Source organism: Mycoplasma wenyonii, assembly GCF_003265155.1.
Classification (GTDB): Bacteria; Bacillota_I; Bacilli_A; order Mycoplasmatales; family Mycoplasmoidaceae; genus Eperythrozoon_A; species Eperythrozoon_A wenyonii_C.
This window is the reverse complement of the sequence record NZ_QKVO01000001.1, coordinates 48,909-70,346: the sequence shown is the minus strand read 5'-3', so window position 1 is coordinate 70,346 and position 21,438 is coordinate 48,909. Positions and strand designations below refer to the sequence as shown.

17 protein-coding genes are annotated in these 21,438 nt (G+C 33.5%); 7 read left to right on the top strand and 10 right to left on the bottom strand.

Annotated features, from left to right (window positions below; translation table 4 throughout):
- Positions 1-2 precede the first annotated feature (2 nt).
- Positions 3-1,910 (bottom strand): ABC transporter, encoded by a 1,908-nt coding sequence (locus tag DNK47_RS00355; protein ID WP_112664964.1) that lies wholly within the window; start codon positions 1,908-1,910, stop codon positions 3-5.
- Positions 1,911-1,915: 5 nt separating this feature from the next.
- Between DNK47_RS00355 and DNK47_RS00350 the strand changes: the two genes are divergently transcribed.
- Positions 1,916-2,509 carry a hypothetical protein gene (locus DNK47_RS00350; RefSeq protein WP_112664963.1) on the top strand — a complete coding sequence of 198 codons (594 nt, stop codon included), beginning with the start codon at positions 1,916-1,918 and terminating at the stop codon, positions 2,507-2,509.
- On the opposite strand, the gene DNK47_RS00345 is transcribed toward DNK47_RS00350, so the two are convergent.
- The gene (locus DNK47_RS00345; RefSeq protein ID WP_112664962.1) at positions 2,506-2,913 is read right to left on the bottom strand and encodes a hypothetical protein; all 408 of its coding nucleotides are present in this window, start codon (positions 2,911-2,913) and stop codon (positions 2,506-2,508) included. The two genes, DNK47_RS00350 and DNK47_RS00345, sit on opposite strands and share 4 nt — an antisense overlap.
- 15 nt (positions 2,914-2,928) lie before the next feature.
- On the bottom strand, positions 2,929-3,396 hold the full coding sequence (locus DNK47_RS00340; RefSeq protein ID WP_112664961.1) for a hypothetical protein: 468 nt from the start codon (positions 3,394-3,396) through the stop codon (positions 2,929-2,931).
- Between the two features lie 66 nt (positions 3,397-3,462).
- Here DNK47_RS00340 and DNK47_RS00335 point away from each other — a divergent pair, with 66 nt between their 5' ends.
- Complete coding sequence (locus tag DNK47_RS00335) at positions 3,463-4,335, top strand: TIGR00282 family metallophosphoesterase (protein WP_258393873.1); 873 nt, start codon at positions 3,463-3,465, stop codon at positions 4,333-4,335.
- Here DNK47_RS00335 and DNK47_RS00330 read toward each other — a convergent pair.
- The 3 genes from DNK47_RS00330 to rpmE form a co-directional block, all read right to left on the bottom strand.
- Positions 4,325-4,876 carry a class I SAM-dependent methyltransferase gene (locus tag DNK47_RS00330; protein ID WP_258393872.1) on the bottom strand — a complete coding sequence of 184 codons (552 nt, stop codon included), beginning with the start codon at positions 4,874-4,876 and terminating at the stop codon, positions 4,325-4,327. The genes DNK47_RS00335 and DNK47_RS00330 overlap by 11 nt on opposite strands.
- A gap of 296 nt (positions 4,877-5,172) precedes the next feature.
- Entirely contained in the window at positions 5,173-6,270 is a 1,098-nt protein-coding gene (prfA, locus tag DNK47_RS00325) for a peptide chain release factor 1 (protein WP_112664958.1), read from the bottom strand.
- A gap of 87 nt (positions 6,271-6,357) precedes the next feature.
- Positions 6,358-6,588: a 50S ribosomal protein L31 gene (gene rpmE / locus DNK47_RS00320; RefSeq protein ID WP_110555200.1), complete on the bottom strand. Its 231-nt coding sequence runs from the start codon at positions 6,586-6,588 to the stop codon at positions 6,358-6,360.
- A gap of 55 nt (positions 6,589-6,643) precedes the next feature.
- Between rpmE and dnaX the strand changes: the two genes are divergently transcribed.
- Genes dnaX through DNK47_RS00295 form a run of 5 tightly spaced genes read left to right on the top strand, consistent with a single transcriptional unit; the run spans position 6,644 to position 13,857 of the window.
- A complete protein-coding gene (gene dnaX / locus DNK47_RS00315; protein ID WP_112664957.1) occupies positions 6,644-8,476 on the top strand; it encodes a DNA polymerase III subunit gamma/tau in 1,833 nt (610 codons plus the stop codon).
- A gap of 19 nt (positions 8,477-8,495) precedes the next feature.
- A complete protein-coding gene (locus DNK47_RS00310) occupies positions 8,496-11,996 on the top strand; it encodes a DUF3713 domain-containing protein (RefSeq protein WP_112664956.1) in 3,501 nt (1,166 codons plus the stop codon).
- Between the two features lie 12 nt (positions 11,997-12,008).
- Positions 12,009-12,911 (top strand): hypothetical protein, encoded by a 903-nt coding sequence (locus tag DNK47_RS00305; protein ID WP_112664955.1) that lies wholly within the window; start codon positions 12,009-12,011, stop codon positions 12,909-12,911.
- Positions 12,912-12,944: 33 nt separating this feature from the next.
- Entirely contained in the window at positions 12,945-13,565 is a 621-nt protein-coding gene (gene upp / locus DNK47_RS00300) for a uracil phosphoribosyltransferase (RefSeq protein ID WP_112664954.1), read from the top strand.
- Between the two features lie 55 nt (positions 13,566-13,620).
- Positions 13,621-13,857 (top strand): hypothetical protein, encoded by a 237-nt coding sequence (locus DNK47_RS00295; RefSeq protein WP_258393871.1) that lies wholly within the window; start codon positions 13,621-13,623, stop codon positions 13,855-13,857.
- Here DNK47_RS00295 and topA read toward each other — a convergent pair.
- Genes topA through ftsH form a run of 4 tightly spaced genes read right to left on the bottom strand, consistent with a single transcriptional unit; the run spans position 13,854 to position 21,300 of the window.
- A complete protein-coding gene (topA, locus tag DNK47_RS00290) occupies positions 13,854-16,046 on the bottom strand; it encodes a type I DNA topoisomerase (protein ID WP_112664952.1) in 2,193 nt (730 codons plus the stop codon). The two genes, DNK47_RS00295 and topA, sit on opposite strands and share 4 nt — an antisense overlap.
- A 24-nt stretch (positions 16,047-16,070) precedes the next feature.
- Positions 16,071-17,735: a ribonuclease J gene (locus tag DNK47_RS00285; RefSeq protein WP_112664951.1), complete on the bottom strand. Its 1,665-nt coding sequence runs from the start codon at positions 17,733-17,735 to the stop codon at positions 16,071-16,073.
- Positions 17,735-18,979, bottom strand: coding sequence for a serine--tRNA ligase (gene serS, locus DNK47_RS00280; protein WP_112664950.1), 1,245 nt, complete (start codon positions 18,977-18,979; stop codon positions 17,735-17,737). The genes DNK47_RS00285 and serS overlap by 1 nt, the downstream gene beginning before the upstream one ends.
- Positions 18,979-21,300: an ATP-dependent zinc metalloprotease FtsH gene (gene ftsH / locus DNK47_RS00275; RefSeq protein WP_112664949.1), complete on the bottom strand. Its 2,322-nt coding sequence runs from the start codon at positions 21,298-21,300 to the stop codon at positions 18,979-18,981. Before ftsH ends, serS begins: the two co-directional genes overlap by 1 nt.
- Positions 21,301-21,438 lie beyond the last annotated feature (138 nt).

The window sequence follows — 21,438 nt, the reverse complement described above, 5'->3', positions numbered from 1 at the left end:
ACCTATTTAGATTGTTTTGCGTTATTTGCGCTTGTACTTGAAACGAAATGATTTTCTCAATAATCACCTCACTCTAAAGCTTTTGAATATAAATTCTTTGCATCTGTTTTTCCATTCCCAAATTGTTTAGTTAAAGTCTCTACTAACACATCTAGCAATAGGTTCAAAGCAATAGGAGACCTTAATCCCTCATTTCATAAGTGGTAGTTACTCATAATTATTTGGTCTTTGTCATTACCACTTGTCTTTAGTAAAGACCTCAGAGACCTTAATTTAGGGCTATCTCAAGAATTAAGAATATTTCAATCATCTGTTGTAGCTAATAAGATGATGGAGTCTGCGGTAGAACTAAAGCTGTCTAGTCCCTTACTAGAGAAATTAAAGTCTCCTAATCTTCACCATCAACCATTGTCATCTACTCCTAATACATCCTCGTGAGAAGAATCTTGTGAGGTCTTTTCAAATCCTTTAGGAATAACTTCATTTAGTCCCAATTCGTTATATAAGAATGGATACTTAGAAACTGTTTGAATAGAGGCATCTCCTGCTCCTAATTGAGATGGAGGGTAGGAAATAATTGCTACTGTTTTAGATTTGGTTTTGGTGGAATTACCCTTGTCTGGATCAAAACACTTATCCACTACTCCAATGTGTTTCAAATATTCTCTAACATTTTTCAGCCTTTCCCTATAATTCTTAGCCATCAAGACTGCATTATTTCAAGCTTTTTCAATAAATTCTTTTCTGTGATCTGAGCCAAACACAGAACTAAAGTGTGAAGTTTTAGTAATCTTGTCCAAAGCGATTGCCATTTGAGAGAGATAAACCAATAAATCTTTTTGAGTTCCCTCGGAAATAGGACTACTGCCCTTCATAGTTTGGTGTTCTAGGGCTGGGTGATGAACCTTCTCGGGAAGGCCATTGATTAATTCTGAGGAACAAATAGAGTCATTAGTAACGGATGGGGAGGCAACTGTAACTGCCGAGGCTTGTACCCCTGTTTCTTTCAGATAATTCATTGAAAACTTTTCAAAATCTCCATTAAGTTCCTTTAACTCCTCGTCAGTAAAAACAGCTGCAAAAAACTCTTTGGCAATGTGTTGGTCTACTTCTTTCTTTCCGTGAGGGGCAAAAAGTTGTTCTCCCTTGTAAGGTAACCTAAATAGGTTTTTTAAGTCTTCTGAGTTATTCTTAGCTTTTTCTTTAAGGTGGTGGCAAAAATCATTTCAGAAATAAATGTATTTGGAACTTCTAAATAGATTGTTAGGGGATATTTTGGAATAATTCTTGTAGTATTCATGTAATTTCTTAGCAATGTGATTATTAGAAGACTGTCCTGAGTTCCCAGAATTCTTGAAATACTTATAAACATCTTCACCAAATAAGCTATAAGGATCTCTCGAGGCCCTAAAGTTAGTAATTGCTAAGTGTTTATGTTTAGGTAATCTTTGAATTAGAAATAAAGGGTCTGAGGAATCATCAACAATGAATTGTTCTAGGAATAAGTAATCTGCGCTCTTAGTATTCCAAAACTGAACATTTCTATTAACTAAACCTCCAGAATATAAGTCTTCATTCCAAAGGCTAGGTCCAAAAGTACTAACTTTACTAATTAACTCATCTATTCTTTTTTGAAGTTTTTCTTTTAGTTGTTTTTTTTTCTCAGAGGTTTTTTCATTAACTACTAAATATCTATTTATATTGGTTAGGTAGTCATATAAGGATCTCTGTTTGAACTGATAGGGAAAATAATCAGGAGTTATTTGTAAACTCAAGAGTAATTCTGCCTGTCCATTATAGTTAGCTAGTATTCGATAATGTGAATGGGTCTTAGATCCTTTTATTGCTAATAAAGAGGGAGAACAACAAGGGGCTAGAGTAGCAAGAACTAGTTTCTTATTAAGTCCCATTAACTATGAATTATTTCTTTATTTCCAAGAAGATAAATATTTGTTCAGCTTATTTAAATCTTGTAAGTTCTGTAGGTTGAATTTCTTTGGTTTTGTTGATAGGTTACTACCACATATATGTGTTACATTCTGACTCAGAATACTACAAAAACTTTCCATTAAAGAGCTTTCTTGCTAATCCTTTTGAGAATCTAAGACAAAGAACTCCTACATCCTCTATTCAACCCACTCATGAATATGCTGGGGCTTATATCCAAAAGAATGGATTGAGTTCTTTCTTCGCAGAACAAGGTTTCTGAACCATCATCCAGCCCTTATATTTAATTTCTATTTTCTCCTCTGCTACCAATTTATTGTTGGCATTGGTGTCTTGATTCTGTTTTTGTAAGGCAAAAGACTTTAACTATCTAGTCTCTAGCTTAGCTAGTCTATTAATTCCTGTATTTGGTGGATTATTTAGTCTCAAGATAAATAGAAGATTGTCTGCTACTTGAGGTCCTAAAGCAGTTAAGTGTATAAGTCCCGCACAGTCCTGTAAGTTTAAAGCTAAATTGCTATTTTCCAAATTATTAGGTGAGCCAGTAATTCCTACCTATTAAGTTTCTTCTTTTAGTTTCAAGCTAGGAATAATTTCTTTTTCATAGTATTCAACTTCAGACATACCTGCTTTCTTGGCTAAAGAGAGATTTTGAAACTTAACTCATAGAGTATATACATTAAGCAGAAGAAGAACGCCACCAGCGGCAAGTAAAGGGAATGAGGCTCTACTACGAACCCCTTCCTGCTCAAGACACATTCCTAAAATGCCTGCAGCTACTAAAAAGGCACTAGCAACTAATTGAACTAACAAAAAACCTTTGTGGAATCCTACAGTATTTCTGGTTCTATATACACTTCTATGTTGGAAGATAGCAATGAAACAAAGGCAAGATGTACCAATCCCAATCAGTGCTTGTGCTGTTGTTTCAATTTCATAACTATTGAAAAAAGATAACCAAGACATTGTTAAATACTCTTGTTATTTTTTATTTCTCAAGAATAGATTTTTGTTCAGCTTAAGCTTTGAAAAAGTTTTTAAAACTGATTCTTTCAGGGATTCTTTGGGAACAGGTGTAGCCATTGTTGTGGAAGATGTCACTGTTCCTTGTATACTTGTTTGCCCCCCCCTATGCTTTTTTCACATTGAAAGAAGATATACACTAGCTCCACAAAGCAAAACCCCTCAAACTAATCCCACGCTCTTTCTTCCTCAAGTAACTCCATTTAAGCCTTCTTTTTCATAGTGAGTGTGCCTGTCTCAAAAACTAAAGAAATAGCCAATAGCTATCAACAATCCGCCAAAAGCACAAAGATAAAAAGTATCTGTTAGTAAGTATCTAAAGGTCTTTGTCTTTTTCATTTCAAAAGTCTCAAGAACAACAGAACCAGCAATTCCTATAGCGGCTATTGCAGTGCAAGCAATTACAGCACCTCCTAATGCTGACATCTAAACTTGAGTTTTTTATTCAGCAATATGCTTAATCCTTTAAATTTAAATTTTCAGTTATTTCAAGTGAACCAGAATCACCCCTCTGATAAATTACTAAAGGTCCTATTTATCGGAGATATCTTTGGAAAGTCAGGAAGAACTATTATTAGAGAACAGCTCTCAGAACTAAAGAAAAAACACTCTATTGATTTAGTAATTGCAAATGCAGAGAATTCAGCACATGGCAAAGGAGTAACTCCCAAAATACTTAATCAATTAATGGAAGTAGGAGTTAATTTCTTTACCTTAGGAAATCACTCATGAGCTAAAAAAGAAAGTCTCCTAACCCTTTTTGATACCTACAGTAATTTAGTTAGACCTTTGAACCTCAAAGAGTCTTTTAAGTATTGCTCATTGGGAGAAGGGAGTAGGGAAATAATCATCAAAGGAATAAAGATAAGAGTCACTAACCTAATGGGTAACAGTGTAGTCTTTAAAGGCAATCAATCTAATTGTTTCCTCTCTTTCAGTAAGTTACTAGACCAATTGAATGCCACTAGCTTTAAGGGCATTCACATAGTAGATTTACATGCAGAAACTACTAGTGAAAAGAATGCATTTCTTTGAGCATTTAATGGAAAGGTCTCTGCTGTTTTAGGAACTCACACACATGTTCCTACCAATGATTGAATAATTACTGAAGAAGGTACTGCCTATATCACTGATGTAGGAATGACTGGCCCTTCCTCTGGAGTAATAGGGGGGGCTAAAGCAGGAATAATAGAGAAATTCTTCTATCCTGAAAAGAGATTCATACTAGAGCCTCAAGAAGGTCCTAGACAGCTCTGTTCAGTTCTACTTACTTTTGATACTGAAAGCTGTAAAGCTATTGATATTAAACCAATAATTCTTAGAGAAGGGTTTGAAGTAGACCAATACAAATTAACTATTTCCTAGTTATAGAGACTACTCTAAACTTTCCCAGATAGTCTTTATATCTTCTTAGGCATCAACTAGTATTGAGGCTCTCTATTTCTTTTCAATAGCTCTCATGGAACTCACTACACTCCAACACAACTAGTTTTCAATAAGTATTCTTTTGAAGATAATATAAGAATTTCTGATAATGAGCTAATCCTTTTTGAGAGGCTACCAAACTATTCTTGGGATCATGTTTGAGATTTTGAGTTCATTCCTCATAAGCTAGATAAGGTGGGTTAATGGTTATCACTTCTCATTGACTTTGTTTCTCTAAAAAACTATGTCAGCTAGACAAAATGACTTTGTTAGACCCTAAAAGTCCCAACTCATAAAGATTCTCTAAGGTGTTCTGACAAGCCCTAAAAGAAGAGTCAACCCCTACAGACCTTGAGATTTCATCCCCAAATTCCAACAACAAAGAAAGATAAATGGCTCCTGTTCCAGAACAAAGGTCCAAATAAGAAAAAGAATTAAGTCCTAGTTCTTTAACTGATTCTCTAGTTACTTGTACCAGCAACTCTGTTTCTGGTCTTGGATCAAAAACTCCTTGAAATAACTGAAACTTGCTGTTATTGAAGAAGGTACATCTAGTTATTCTTGGAACAGGATAGTTAGTATCAGAAAGCCTTCTCTTTAGCTTTTCAGTTAATCTACATTCAAAGTCAAGCTCTTGTTCTTTAAATTGCTCATATTCAGTTAAGTTAGTAACTCTACTAGAAGAAAGAAAGATATATTCAAGAAGCCTGTAAGAGAGTTCTTTAGGAAAAGAAGAAACTAGCTCTTTGAAGGAAAAAGGAGTTCTTTCTTTACTGATTAGTTGCTAGAGATTGAATAATTATCAGCTAGATTATTAAATCAATCTTCTTGTTCTTTTAGAGAGAGTTGTTGATGTATCTGGGAGAGATTCCCTTCCATAATAGAAGTTAAGTTATTAATAGTTAATAGTATTCTGTGGTCCGTCATTCTATTCTGCGGATAGTTATATGTTCTTATCTTCTCAGCTCTCTCTCCTTTACCAATTTGTTGTTTTAGATTAGTGAATTGCTCTTCTTGTTGGAGCTTTCTTTCTCTATCTTGTATCTTTGCTTTAAGAATCTTGAGAGCTATTTCCTTATTTAAAAGTTGAGATCTTTCTTGCTGACAGGAGACCATTATGTTAGTTGGGAGGTGAATGATTCTAACTGCTGACTCTGTTTTATTAACGTGTTGTCCTCCAGCCCCGCTAGCTCTATAGACATCTATTCTTAGTTCAGAAGGATCTATTTGAACCTCAATCTCATCTGCTTCAGGAAGAACACTAACTGTAATAGTAGAAGTATGAACTCTTCCTTTTGATTCAGTTTCAGGCACTCTTTGAACTCTGTGAACCCCTGACTCATATTTCATCTTGGAATAGACTTTCTTCCCTGAGAGTCTAAAGGTAATAAAGGATAGTCCCTTTTCACTTTCCCTTAGCTCTACTACACTAAGCTTTCACTTATTCTCTTGAGCATATTTCTTATATGAATCAAATAAGTTGGAGACAAAGATAGCCGCTTCTTCCCCTCCTGCCGCTGAATGCATCTCAATCACTATGTTTTTCTCATCATATTTGTTGTCAGGGAGTAACTCAGACTTAAATTCACTTTCTAGTTGTGAGATCTTCTTAGTCAACTCTGAACACTCTTCATCTAGTAAAAGCTTTAATTCTTGGTTCTTTTCTTGTGATGAGGAAGCCTTGCATTCTTCATAATCTGCAATTAGCTTTTTGTAGGTAGAGAATTTAGAGACTAGTTCCCTATTTCTAGAGAGCTCTTTTTGAAGAGAAACATTCTTAAGACTAGAAGTATCTAATAAAACCTTTTCTTCTAGTTGTTTTTGTTTTTCAGAAATTGAGTCCAAAAATGAATACAGCTTAGAGTTGTAAATCATTGTGTCTAACTTAATTTAAAAGGCCTAAATCAATTAAGAGACTAGATAGTCAGAGGTGGACCTCTGACTCTTCTCTCTCCTAATTAATTACTTGATATTCTTTCTTCCTGAAGAGAACTTATCTTTAAGTTTTTCTGCAAGACCTAAAGTGGACTCAGAGGCTAATTTACCTAGATAGAAGGGATGACAAGCGGCACAGATATCCAAAGGTACTGTTTTTTGGGAGAGATCTCCACTAAATAATTTATAGGTAGAACCACAAGAATTACAGCTGTAAGTTACTAATTTGTTAGCAAGGTCTTTCTTGCTGGAAGACATACTCTCCTATAATCTTAGAACTCCTATAAACTCAAAATAATTATTTGGGGTTTCTGTGTTATACAACAAACATAGACCCAAATATTTTAAGGATCTGATTGGTCAAGAACTAACTAAAGAATTATTAATTAACTTCTTAACCAGTAAAGAGAATATACATTCCTTCATATTCTATGGACCAAATGGTACTGGTAAAACTACAGCTGCTAGATTGTTCTCACAAGCAGTTAATTGCTCTAAATTCTCTAAGAATAAAGAGTTATGTGGTTCCTGTAACTCTTGCAAATCTATCGAAAAAGGAGAATGTCCAGACCTTATAGAGATAGATGGGGCTACACACAATGGAGTGGAATATATCAGAGAGATAATCAAGAACTCTGTATATCCCCCTCTTTTACTCTCTAAAAAGGTATACATAGTTGATGAAGCTCACTGTCTTAGTTATCAAGCTTGAAATGCACTACTTAAGTTAATAGAAGAGCCCCCGCAACACTTAATACTTATCTTTCTTACTACAGCTATAAATAAGATAATTCCCACTATCTTAAGTAGATGTCAAAAGCTATTCTTTTCACCTATCCAAACAGAAGACTTAAACCAATTGCTCTCAAATATCTCTCAAGCCGAAAATAAGAAAATAACCTCAGAGGTTATCACTAAGCTCTCTGAGAATTCAAAAGGTTCTGCAAGAGAAGCTATTGTTTCTCTAGAGAAAATACTTATTAATAATGAGTCAAGTGAAGAAGTATTAAATAATCTTCCTAATCTTGAAGAAGAGTCTTTAGAGTTATTAGCATTAATACTTAGTTCTGATTATTTAAAAGCTATAGGGAGGCTCAAGAAGAACTTAACTAACTCTAATAAGTTATTTGAATTAATGCTAGATAAGTTACTAGAACTTTCTTTTTATCAATTAAGTTCTTCTAAAGAAGTATTGGGAACTATTTCAGAAGAGCAAGCAAAGATTTTTATGCAAAACAATCCTAACTTAAATTCAATGATTAACTTTCTTGCTACAGCTTTATCTTCTGGAGTGACTCAATTCTCTTTTGCTTACTCTAAGTATTTATTAGTTAACTTGTTTGAGAATTGCTATCCTTCCTCACTTCAAAGATCTACTAAAGAAATCAAGAAAGTTGAAGTTATTCCTAAATCAAAGATAGAGACTTCCAAAAAGAAGAAAGTAATTAAAGAAACGAAAGAAGAAGTTAAAAAAGAAGAAACCACTGAGACTGTTTTAGACTCTTCTTCGGAACCTGATAAAGCTGAACAAAAACATTCAAGCATAGAAACAGGAACTCTATTAAGTGATGCAATAGTTCAGAAGTCTAAGATTGAGGGCCTACCATCAGTTGTTGAGTTATTCAAACATACTCTATTTAGAACTGAGAGTGTTGACCTTCCTCAGTTTAAGCTCGAACAAACACTAACTAAGGAACAAGAGGTTATTTTGTTACTTAGAAGAGCAGATAGAGAAACTAGTAAGGAATACTACTCTCTATTAAAGAATTACTTGAAAAATGATGAAAATAGTGGAGCTGATGAATTATTTATCTCTAAGTTATTTGAGCATATGGTTTCTAAATATGAGCTCATTTGTTCTAGTGATTCCACTTGTATAGTTGTCTTTCCGAATGAATCTAAAGCTAATTACTTCAAATTAAAAGTAAAGAATTTAGAGATTACTCAAAGACTATACAAGATCTTTGAAAACTCTATTAGGTGAAAAGGAATAACCTTATCTGACCTACAAACAGCTATTCAAAAAAACAAAAACTATAGAGATAAGGAAAATCTCCCTAAAACAATACCTGAACAAGATGTTCAATTGTTAAGAAAAATACAAGAAACATTTTTAACTCAAGAAGAATCTAGATTTTTAGCTTAGTTCCTAAGGAGTCATCAACATGACTCCCAAGTGGAAGAAGAGAGGACTGTGTTTAATTTTTCCTATACTTCTTGGTTCCGTTATTAGTTCTGTCGTAGCTACAGAGTGACATGGAAGAATTGGAAAACTAGGTTTTAAATATGCCAAAACTCTCAAACAACAACTAGATCAATTTATTCAAGCTAGTAGTAAACAGGGAGGGAAAACTTCTTCTAGCGACATTACAGCAAATGACTTAATTTCTAAGCTAGCACAGAATCCTAACTCTGTCCCTCTATTGATGGTTGGTTTTGCTACTCAAATAGCTAAATCAATATTTGAAGGAGATTTATTTAAAGGAACTAAGCATGAAAAAACAATTGGTAAAAACTTTTCAGCTTTTTTAAAAGGTCCAAAGAAACAAGCTGAGCAAGCAATTAGTTCTAAAAGAAGGTCAGAAAAAAGAGTTAAAAGAGATTGATCTTCAGATGATGAAAGATATCTTACTGGACTAAAAGAATTTGTTCTAGGACAAATAAATAGTGGAGATATTGATAACTATTACCATCAGGAGAGCCATAAATGAACTACTAACAAGTCATTTCAGAATGACGGAAAAAAAAAAATTTTTACTTTCATTGGATTTCTACTAGCTAAATGAATAGGCAAATCACAAGTTGGTCGTTTTATTCACGAAATACTTCCTTATGCCAATAGCTTTCAAGATTCAACTACTGAACTTTACAAAAAAAAATACAAAAATGTAAACCTTCCTAACAAGCCTAACTTTCACTTCCCCGACTTTAATCCTTCAGATATAGAAGAATATAAGCAAAGTTGAAAAGACTTCTTACTAAATGGTCACGGGGGCCAAAAAAATTTAAAAAAGAGAAGTTCTCTTCATTGAATCACTAAAGACAACACAGAACAAAAAAATCTAGCTTTAAAACTTATAAGTGATAGCCGAAGCACAAATTATGAAATTGTTTTTTCGGGACCTATATCCTTCTTAACTGGCTTATGGCATGAACGAAACAATAATCTTCTTCAACTCTTCAGAATTAAACAAAATGGACAAGAGGACGACAGAAATAAAAGAAGTAATTCAAATAAACCTTTTGAGTTCTTAATTCACAAGAATGGATCTTCAAAAAAAATAATTTTTTGACGAGATAGCAAAGGATTTAATCTTCTCTTCCCAGTAGCAAAAACTAATATGGAAAATGGCAAAAATAAAAAGGATGAAAAAGAAGAATCAAATGAAAAATACAACCAAAGTAAGGAAAAATTAGTAGAAGAATTTAAAAACTACGTAAAAGAAAATTTCCCATACCTCTTACTGAAATACTACTTACACATTAAGGGATGTGATGGTAAAGAAAAGGCCCCTAAAACTTCTTCTACATTTTGTTGCAAAGACATCATTGAAAGTTTGATCAAACTTTGAGAACTTAGCACTAGACTTAAAGAGCTGAATGATAGCTTAAGAGTTTGGGACCATAGAACCAAAAACAATACTTCTTTAAGTACTGTAGATTACTCTCAACAATCTTCTAGTTATCTTTCTAAACTAGGTACAGTTTCAGCAAATCCTCCAACTTACCTATCCAAAGTCTCTCATGAAGAAGAAATCCAAAAGCTCAATTCTTCTATCAAGGATCACTTACAAAAAGTAGGAAATTATTTCAAAGAAAGCTCTAAACAAGGAAACGTAGAAGAACTAAAAGCACAGAATAAAAATGGAGAAGGAGACAATAAAGAACACAAATACTGAACCTTTAATGGTGAAGACTCCTCTACAAAAAAGACACAGGATCAAAAATGCATGAAAAAAAGTGTTGCAGAATTCCTACTAGAAAAAAGTTCAACTCTTGATTTATTAAAGAATCACATACTTCTTTCTATCTCTTTTGACAAAATCACAGACCTGCTTCAAGAAAATGGAAAAAGTCAACCTTCAGATAAATCCTCTTTACAAAAACTAGAAGGTGAACTATCTAAAAACTACAACGGTTTTTTCAATTTCGCTAGTAACACTGGAACTTCTGGGGGCGGGGGAAGAACAAGAAGACAAGCCCCCACAAGCCCCCCTACAACTAATAAAAATTTACTTTCTTTACTCCAACAAGCAATTACAGATGAACTAATAGTTTCTAATTTAGGCTCTATTTCCGATACCCTCCTATATAAGTTATCCAAGGAAAACGGCAATGGACCACAACAAGGACAAACGAATTCTTCAACACATTTTGACACTATTAAAGACTGATTAACTGTAAATGCTCTACTGGGTCAACCTTTAAGAAGAATTAATACTCTAGAGAATACTCAATTAAGACTATTAATTACTGCTCTTTACTTACTAGAAAATTCTCTAAAGGAATATAGAGAGATACTAAAAAGCATTATTAAAAATGACTTTTTTGGTAGTTATGTCTTTTCTTTAAGTTGAAATAAATTCTGTACTCCTGATAAAGACAAGAATCCTTTGGATCCAGATAAATCTGAACCTGCAAGAGGAGATAGTGTAAGTCAAGGCACTAGTGGAAATGGCAAAAACAATTTCTGATTCCCGATAGATCAAAAGGCAACTGGTCAACAGGCAGGAGGTACAAATCAAGAAGAATGAAGCACTTCCAACCTTGACCCAAGAGCTTGCATTAAGAATAATGACAGATTCTCTATTGCGGAGTTCAAAAAGAAACAAGAAAACAATAGTGCAGGCTCTTCAGTCGCTGACAATTCAAAAATGAAACTAATGGGTTACAAAGGTTCTATTTCCAGAGGTTCTCAAGTACTTCTCCCGGGTAATCTCTATGAAAAAATACTTAATTTCTTACTAAAAGAAGGTCATATAACTTGACAACAAATTGAAAATCAAGTAGACCTAATTAAGTCCAATAGTCAATTCTCTAACTTCATCACGCAACTAACTAAAATGAAGAGCTCTATAGGTCAAGCTTTTGAATTACCAGACTATAGAAAACTTAAAGAGGACTTAGATCAATCCAAGAGAGCTGAAGCCCTTGAATGGCTGGGGCTAACAAAGAAAAGAGAATTGCTCAAAGATTTCATTAAAAAACATTTATTCTCAGAAAACACTGACTCTTACTTGCAACTCACACAAGCTAGTTCTACATCAGATTCAACTACAACCCAAACCAAAAAGAATGACAAACAAAGCTTTAGAGGTCTAATGTGAGATAGAGACTCTACAGATTCAAGACAAGAAGGAGAAGATGGTAGGAAATATATCTTTAGCACTAAAGAAGAGAATGAAGGTTCTGCTCTAATCTATCTAATTCAATACACCCACGAAGATCTAAAAGATGAAAAAACTTTTGCCAAATTCCTACAAGAAAACTTAACTCCAGATATGTTAATTAGAGATATAGTTAAGAAAGCTCATGATAAAGGCCTGCAATCCAAGGCCATTAATCACTACTTAATGAGAGGTAGTTGAGCTACAGGAGATAAAGTCTTTAATCTGAAGTCCAATGACTACTACCTAAAAGATCAGTTTTCTTCTATTATTCTTTAGAACTCCCTCTTTATGGGAATACTAATTACTAAGCTATCTTCTTATCTCTTCAATCTAAAAGAGTTATTTTCTCACTTAGGTGATAAGTGATTCCCAACAATTAATGATCCGAGAGAGTTAAGAAAGTGAGCAGGAATCTTTGCCTTTTCCAATATATGTAGTGCAACATTCTTTTACTTTTGACACTTAGAGGTTTTAATTCCTAGAACAGCTAGTTCTTTATTAATACTTTCTATCATTATTCACTTTTTAATTGGAGCTAGATTTATTAAGAATATGCAAAGATTTGGTAGATTGGCTTTTACCAAATGAGCTTGACTAAACCTAATCTTTATCTCTCCTTTAGGTTTTTTCCTTCTCTATTATGTCTTCAACTCTAAGTATTGAATACTAGATGAAATAAGTGAAAACAAAGAATTATTGCAAGCAGAAATTGAGAAAGATAAAAAAGAATCCTCAAGAACTTTTAAAAACAAAAAACTAGAAGCTAGATTTAATTACTCTTTAGCTTACCTAAAGAAAATCAATGAAGAAGTAACTAGAGAAATTCTTAGAGTAGTCCTAAGAATTACACATAACTCTTTCTCAGAACTAACTTTCTTTCAGATAAGTGTTGTTATTGCCTTAGCTACCATTTGTAAGCAATGTAAGCAAAAATCCTTTGATAACTTAATATGGGGGGCTCACTGATATGAAGACAATTTCTTTACCTTTGGATTTAGAAATACTAAACCTGTGTCAGCCTACAATAAATATCCAATGACTGTAGGTTCAATAGTTCTAGATGAACTCAATAACTATAGAAAGATAATAGAAGCTAAGAATCAAATAAAGAAAAACTTATCTTTCTCTGATGCAAAGATAATCTCATTGCATATGGGTGATGAATACAAGCTCTATATAAACCAACAATAGTAGTTACTAAAATCTAGTTAATTTATCTTGTTTATGTCTGTAATAATCTCTCAAAATAACTTAATTAAACATTTCTTAATTGGTGTAAGAGACAAAAATAGTAACAACATAACTTTTGGAAACAATCTAAAGAGAATTACAAGTGCTCTAATTGCTGAAGCTCACAAAGAATTTCAAATGATAGATACTAAAGTTGAATCTCCCTTCATTCAATGTGATGCTCAAAAGATTTCTAAGCCTGTGGCAGTTATTCCTGTGCTAAGAGCTGGTTTAGCTATGTCTGATACTCTTCAATTCTTCTTTGAAGATTGCAAGGTAGTTCATTTAGGAATCTATAGAGATGCTAATTTGAATGCAATTAGTTACTATGAAAAGTTTCCAGAAAATCTTTCTGAGTGCAAGATTGTTATCTGTGACCCTTTGATAGCTACAGCTGTTACTCTTACCAAAGCACTAGATATTCTTTCTAAATATGGTTGTAAGGATATCACTATCTTGGGTGTAATTATCTCTAAACATGCTGTGGAATTACTAAACCAAAAATACCCAAATATAAATGTTTATGTTGCGGCAATGGACAATGAACTTAACTCTAAAGGTTACATTATTCCAGGGGCTGGAGATGCAGGAGATAGATTATTCAGAACTAAGTAGTTAACTTATAAGCTCAGCAGTTCAATCTTTAACAGAAAGTGAGTTATCTTCCTTTGTGGAAGAACTCATCTCCGTTTGAAGATCTAAGCAACCAGAGGATGAAAGTTACTACAAAAGATTTGTTTCTCTTTCTAAAGAAGATTTACAAAGACTAATACAAGGTTTAATAGAAGAAATAGAAGATATTAAGGGAATTAATAAGTTAATTAGGTTAAAGGAGAGTCTTTCAACTATCTTTGACCTAAAACTTCTCTATAACAACTTAAGACTAATTATCCTAAGTACCTACTAACTTTTCTTTACACTCTCTAAGTATTTACATTTAGGGAAATTAGAGCAAGCAATAAACTCACTTTTGCTCTTAAAAGAATATTTGTGAACTAGTTTTCCAGAACATTTAGGACATACTCTATCAGGAACTTCTTTATTTTTAACTCCTTCTTGAGTTTTTCTTCCCTCTATATACTTGCATTTGGGAAAATTAGGACAAGCATTAAAGTAATTTCCTTTCTTACTCTTCTTCTTAACTAAGTTGGAATTACATTCTGGACATAATGTATCTAGTTTCTCTTCGGGTTGTTTGCTTTCGGCAAGCTCAGAATACTTACATACTGGATAAGCCCTACAACCTATAAATCTCTTCCCTCACCTAGAGTATCTAAATATTAGCTCTCCTTCGCAATCAGGACATACTCTATCTTGAACTATCTCAAATTTCTCAGCTTTCTTAAAGGATTTATCTCAATCAACAAATACTCCTTGTAAGAATGACTTTCAATCTGTCTTAGATTGGGAGATATTGTCCAACTCTTCTTCCATTGTTCTTGTGTAATCATAGGAAATAAAGTTAGAGAAATTCCTATCTAAGTCTTTAGAAACTTTGTAACCTAGTTCTGTAATTTCAAATTTGCGATTAATAAAGGTTGCGTAATTTCTTGATTGAATGATCTTTGAGATAGTTGGATAGGTAGAGGGTCTCCCTATTCCCTTATTTTCTAGAGCTTTAATTAGAGTAGCTTCACTGTATTTTGAAGGGGGAGAAGTGCTTTCTTCTACTATGTGTTCTTGTTTCTTTGGGTAATTATTTCCTGTTTTTAAGCTTTCAAAAACAGCACTAAGGTCTTTTTCTGTTTGTTGTTCTTGGGAAAGCCCATATTTTCTCATAATCTTTTTGAAACCATCAAAAGCCTCTCTATTCTCCGTAGTAGTAAATCAATTCTTGTTGTTAGTGAAAAAATAAGTTTTCTTTTCGTTTTGAGCTGGACGACAGAAGGAAGAAAGAGTGATAGCTCAAATTAATTTATAGAGCTTATATTCAGGGGAAGTATTGGAAATAAACTTTGCAAGTTTCTCTGGAGACATAGTCAAATCAACTGGTCTAATCCCTTCATGAGCTCCTTGAACTAACTTATCTTTCTTAACTATCTTTTGATTTCTTTCTTGATCAGAACTCAAGTATTTCTCAGAATATGTGTCTGTTATATGTTGTTTAAGTTCTTGAACAAAATCTTCCGATAAGTCTGTTTTGTCAGTTCTAGGATAGGTAATTAAAGCTATTGATTCTTTTTCAATAATGATTCCTTCATAAAGTTTTTGAGCTGTTTTTTCAACTACATTGGCTCTCATTCCTAATTTATTAATGGCTGATTCATATAAAGTAGAGGTCTTTAGGGGTTCAGGAGGATTTATGTTTTCTGTTTTTGTTTCACCAACTTTCATTAACTGATAGTCCTTATGTAGAGATTGAATTAGCTTTTCAACTCCCTCTTTGGATTGGAATCAGACTATTCCCTTCTTTTGTTCTTTGAAGAGTTTAATTTCAGGAAGTAAGTCAGGATTTAACTGAACTGTTGAGAGCATCAAACCATTTTCTAGTTCAATTCTTAAGACAAATCAACTTTCTTTCTTAAAGGACTTGATCTCATCATCTCTGTCAACCAAGAACTTAAGAGCAATAGATTGAACTCTACCGGCAGAGGCTCCACCAATCTTTTTTCTGGTATAGTCAGAAAGTTTGTATCCTACAAATCTATCAAGTAGTACTCTTGCTAAATAGGAATTAATAATGTCTTGATCTATGTTTCTAGTGTTGTTTAAAGAATTCTTAATTGCTTTCTCAGTGATTTCATTAAAAACTGCTCTCAAACACTTTTTTTGATTATCTTCTCCTAGGATAGAGTAAATGTGTCAAGAAATAGCTTCTCCCTCTCTATCTGGGTCAGTCGCTAGATATATTCTAGAAGCCTTACTCGCTTTTCTCTTAATTGCCTCAATAATAGGAATCTTCTTGTCTTCAAAAGTAACTTCTCTCTTGCTGTCTTCTCATTTGGGTTCAAACATTTTGTCTCCATAACCTGTTCATCTTTTATTTATCTCTCTAATATGACCATAAGTAGCAAATAATTCAATTTCTTTTCCAGATAAATATCTACTTATGCTCTTCATCTTTGCCGGAGACTCAATAAACATTAAGTCTGCCATAGTTTTTTTATTTAACTACATAAGTTAAATATGGGAAATAACTGATAGAACTGCAGGCTTCTTATGTAAATAAGCATCTAGAGAGTTATAGATAGATTTTCTAACAGTTTGTTTTAGAGTCTTGTTGTCTATCTCTACATTATGTTGAAGATATTTAGAAATATCTATCTTTAATTGAGCTTTGATTTTTCCAATAACTTCTTCTGTTTTTTGAAAGTCATTAGCAAACACATTTAGTAACTCTAAATGAGGGACTTTAATCCCGCTTTTCTTGGAATTGTTTCTCAAGGATACTAAGATCACTCCACTTTGAGAGAGTAACTTTTTCTCAAAGATAGTCATCTTATTGAGTTCCAGATCTGACTGTTTTCCAATATAAACCTCTGAAACCACCTGATCAACAATTTCTATATTCTTTCTGTTAATGGTTAGGAGTTGGCCATTTTCTAAAAAGTAAATCTTTTGAGTATTTATTACATTCTCAAGAGACTTTAAGAAAGCCACATAGTCTTTGTAAAAACCATTAACTGGCACAACATGGAAGGGAGAAAGACAGTTAATTAACAACATAATGTCTTCGGCCCCAGCCAAATAAGGTTGAAGGGTATTTGGTTGTTTCAATACCTCTCCTCCATTATCTGCTAATTCATTGATTATTGCAATCTCTTCTAGTTCTCTTTCAATATATGTGTGTGTCATAAACATAATGACATCATCTTGTTTTAAAGAGAAATTCTTTATTTGACCTTTATAAATCTCCCTTAAATTAGAGTACAAAGTATTGTGGTCTCCTGTAATAACTACTAATTGGGGTTTGTCATGATCAGAAGAGAGTTCAGTAACCTTAATAGCTAGTGAATAGTCTGTTAACTTATTTTGAGTTACAAAGTTATTGAATAGTGAGGCCAACTCATTAGGATAAATAGCTAATTGATATTTATAGATATTGGCTATTTTGCTCATGTTAAAGAGAGTATCTCAACTATCTGAATAGTTAGCAATTATTAATCTGGTTGAGATCCTAGATACTAGTTTCTTAAGAAATGGAAAGTTATCTGCTTGTTTTAATGCAAAAGAAGAAACACTTGCACAAGATTGCATTCCAACTATAAGTAAAGAGATTTTTCCTTTTAAGTTCTTGTAAAGTCAATCTAATTGATTCTCTCTACAAGGAAGATTCTCTGAGGCAATTAGAAACTCATCAATAAACACTACATAATCCGATTGAGAGAATTTAAAGGCTCAAGCTAAAGAGTGAGGGAGTGAAGAAGCTACTTTAATTGGAATTGCTTTACAATCAGCAGTTATTGTATGTTCACTAACTAAATCTAGTGGGATTATATTTGCCCTTACTGTCTTATTACTTTTCTCTTCAAACTCTTTTAAAAAGGCTTCAATAATTGACTTACCAAAAGAGTTAGTGTAAATTGGTAACTCTGGAAACTTTTCCAGTAAATAAGGAATAGAAGAGATATTTAAAGGTCTTGGAGAGGAGATGAATAATCCTTTAAGTTTTCTGGCATTTGTAGTAAGAAATTGATAGTCTGGAATTATTTCTTCAATGTCATAAAGATTGGTATTAACACAACTGCCTCCTGCATTTAATAAAAGCATTTCCCCTCCACATTCCAAAACTCCACAATATCTAAATCTCTCATCTTGACCCCCTAAAGAGTAGTACTTAATCATTAGCTAGAAAGTCTTTCTATCTTTTCACTTCCATAATACTTGACTAAGGCTTTAGGAATTACTATCTCTCTATCAGAAGTTTGATAGTTTTCTATTAAAGTGGCAAATAATCTATCTATAGCCAAACAAGAGCCATTGAGAATATGTACATGTTTTGCTTTCTCTTTAGTACTTAATATATCTTGTTTGTATCTTATTTTTCCTCTAATAGCTTGAAAATCTCTAGTGTTAGATAAAGAAGAAATCTCTCTGTATATTCCTTCTGAGGGCATTCAAACTTCAAAATCATAAGTTTTTGAAGAAGAAAAAGACATCTCTGATCTAGAGAGTAATAGCTTTCTATAGGGAAGATTCAAAGCTTTTAGTAAATCTTCTATTACAGAAGAGAGATATTCCTGTGCTTTTTCAGATTCTTCGGGTTTAGAAAACATCACTATCTCAGTTTTACAGAACTGATAAAGCCTTATTAGTCCTTTAGACTCAACTCCCGCGCCAACTTTCTCTGCCCTAAAACAATTAGTATTCGCACAAACCTTAATGGGAAGTGAAGATTCTGACAATATTTGATCTCTAAATAAGTTAACTAATTGAACTTCTGCGGTTGGAGAAAGGTATTTCTCCGTAGAGCCTAAGTTAAATAAAGTATCTGAGAACTTAGGTAATTGAGAGGTACAAACTAATGATTCTTGATTAACAATCACAGGAAGATATTTTCTCTTAAACCCATAGCTTTCAGCTCAATCAAGAGTAAAAGAAACTAGAGACCTAAGTAGTTTTTCCCCTCTATCAGAGTAAATAACAAAACCACTTCCTGAACAACTAGCTGCAGGCTTAAACCCTATGAGGTTTAACTCTTGAGCCAACTCCAAATAAGAAACAAAACTCTTATTCTGGTCAATTTCACCTCATGTACTTACAACCTGATCGGAATCAATCGGAACAGACTCATCGGGAATGGCAGGCAAAGTCAAATAAAGAAAGTCAAATTTCTCTTTACTGGTCTTGTATTCTTGCTCCAAATTACTTAATTCTGTCTTTAACTTAACAATTAAATCTTTGTTTTTAGCTCCCTCTTGAGACAAAACATTCTTTTGATTTCTAAGTTGATCAATTTTTTGTTTAGTGTCAACTAATTTACTGTCTAGTTCCTTGATTAATTGAAGCTTTTCTGTGTCACCTTCTCTTCCTCTGTATCTCTTAAGTAGTTCTTGGAAGTCTTCTCTGAATCACTTAAGAGAGATCATTAAAGAAAGAAAGTATTTGAGGAACTCTTTTCCTCTTTTTTAACTCTTTCTTTTTCTAACTCAGCTTCTTTAGGAATTCTCTTGTATTTGTGAATGAATTCAATTTGAGCTCTATCAATTGTTTCTAATAGAAGCAAAGTCTCAACTATTAGTAAGAACTCTACCTTATTGGCTTCTATTATCTTCTTGGCATTTAAGTATTGAGTATTGATAATTTCTTGCATTTCTCTGTCAATTATCTCTGCATAACTCTCAGAGTAATTGTTCTTGTAAGGATTTTCTGTTTCTTCTGAAGGAATATATTGAACCATTCCTGCAGAATCAGTCATACCAAATCTCAGTACTATATTTCTAGCTATTTGAGTAGCCTTATAGAGATCATTGGAGGCCCCAGTACTGATGTTTACAGGACCAAAGAAGATTTCTTCTGCGGCTCTACCAGCCAACATAGTCAAGATAGAAGAAAGAAGTTGTGCTTTAGTACTAATTGTTCTCTCTTGAACTTTTGGAACAGAAAGAACATATCCAGCAGCTTGACCTCTAGGAATAATAGTTATCTTTTCAACTATCTCTCCATCTTCTGTATATAGACCAGCAATTGCATGTCCAGCTTCATGGTAGGCAATTTGTTTCTTTTCAGAGAAAGAGATCTTTCTTCCTCTCTTGGCAGGACCTGCCATAACTCTATCAATAGCTTCATCTATTTCTCTTGTGGAGATCATCTTTTTATTCTCTCTAACAGCCAATAAGGCCGCTTCATTTAATACATTCTCTAGTTGAGCTCCAGAAAATCCTGGTGTTTTTCTTGCAATCTCCTCAAGATTGACCTTATTAGATAGGTTTTTGTTTTTGGCATGAAGTAACAGAATCTCCCTTCTTTCAGCTATATCTGGTAGGTTTATCTGAATATGTCTGTCAAATCTACCAGGTCTTAATACAGCTGGATCAATACTATCTAGTCTGTTTGTGGCTGCAATAATTATTATTCCAGCATGTGTATTGAATCCATCCATCTCACTTAATAGTTGATTGATAGTTTGTTCATTGCCTTGAATATTGAATTTGCCCCCTCTTTTTCCAGCCAAAGCATCAATTTCATCAATAAAGATAATGCAAGGAGCTAACTTCTTCGCTTTCTCAAAGAGCTCTCTAACTCTTTTGGCACCAACCCCAACAAACATATCATCAAAGCTAGCTCCAGAAGCCTCAAGAAATGGAACATTAGATTCACCAGAAACTGCTTTAGCTAACAAAGTCTTACCAGTTCCGGGAGGACCATAAAGAATTACTCCTTTAGGAATTCTTGCTCCCATAGCAGAATACTTCTTAGGTCTCTTAAGAAAGTCAACAATTTCCTCTAACTCATGTTTTTCTTCTTTAATTCCGGCAACATCTTTAAAAGTTATCTTGGACTTGTGAGTTTGACTTACAGACTTTCCAATTCCAAAGATAGAACCTTTTCCTCCATAAATACCTAATTGGCCTTTCATTGTGGCTCTTGCAATAAAGATGAAAACCATTAAGTAGAGTAGGGTTGGAAGAAGAGAGAAGAATATTCTTGCTGGGGTTATTCGATTTGGATCTTGAGGATTTAAAGTAGCCACTTCTACTAATTGAATGAACTTACAGCAACAACAAGCTTTGCCATTGTGTCCTTGACAACAATTTCCATCTGCGCTTTTACAACAACACTCACTATCCTTTTCCTCGCAACAACAACCTTTATCTCCTTTACAATGGGTTCCATCTTTTCCACAATTCTTTAGTCAACAAGGTTTGCCAGATTTGCCATTTCACTTATAGCTGTATCTAAGACCCCCTGTGCAATCCCCACCATTTTCCTTCAAACAGGTATGAACAGTCCTAGCTACATTAAAAGAAATTCACTTATTATTGGATTTGGTCTTAGCAAAGATAGTGAATACGCTCTCGCCGTTATTGTTCTCTAGCTTTTCTGAATAAGCTGTAGAATAGTCATCTTCAATTTCATATCCATTATTTTTTCCGTTTTCTTGTAGCTTTAATGTTCCATTTCCGCTCTTACAATCCCCACCGCATATACTGAATTTTTTTAGTGGTGTGGCTCTTCCATATATGAATACAAAGTAAATTAATAAGAAAAAGAGGGCAAGAAAAAGAATCTTGATCATTCTGCTTTTTTTCTTTGGATTCATTCCCCCAGAAGAAAGGGGAATCTTCCACTTATCAAACCTATTAGGCTTAGAATCTTCAGAATCTGTAGGCTCAACTGGAGTCTCTCCATCTAACTCAGAAAGTAATTTAGGTAAGAAATTGAATCAGATAAGTAATTTTCAAAACATTTTTTAAAGATAAAAGTTGTTTTGTAGACTCAACTTTAGATCTCTAGAGCCCCTTCCCATAAGGGTTTTATGGGAGTTACCTAATTTTTTTATTTGTTTAGAATCTCCTTTAGAAAACTTTTCAAAAACTGTAAAAAT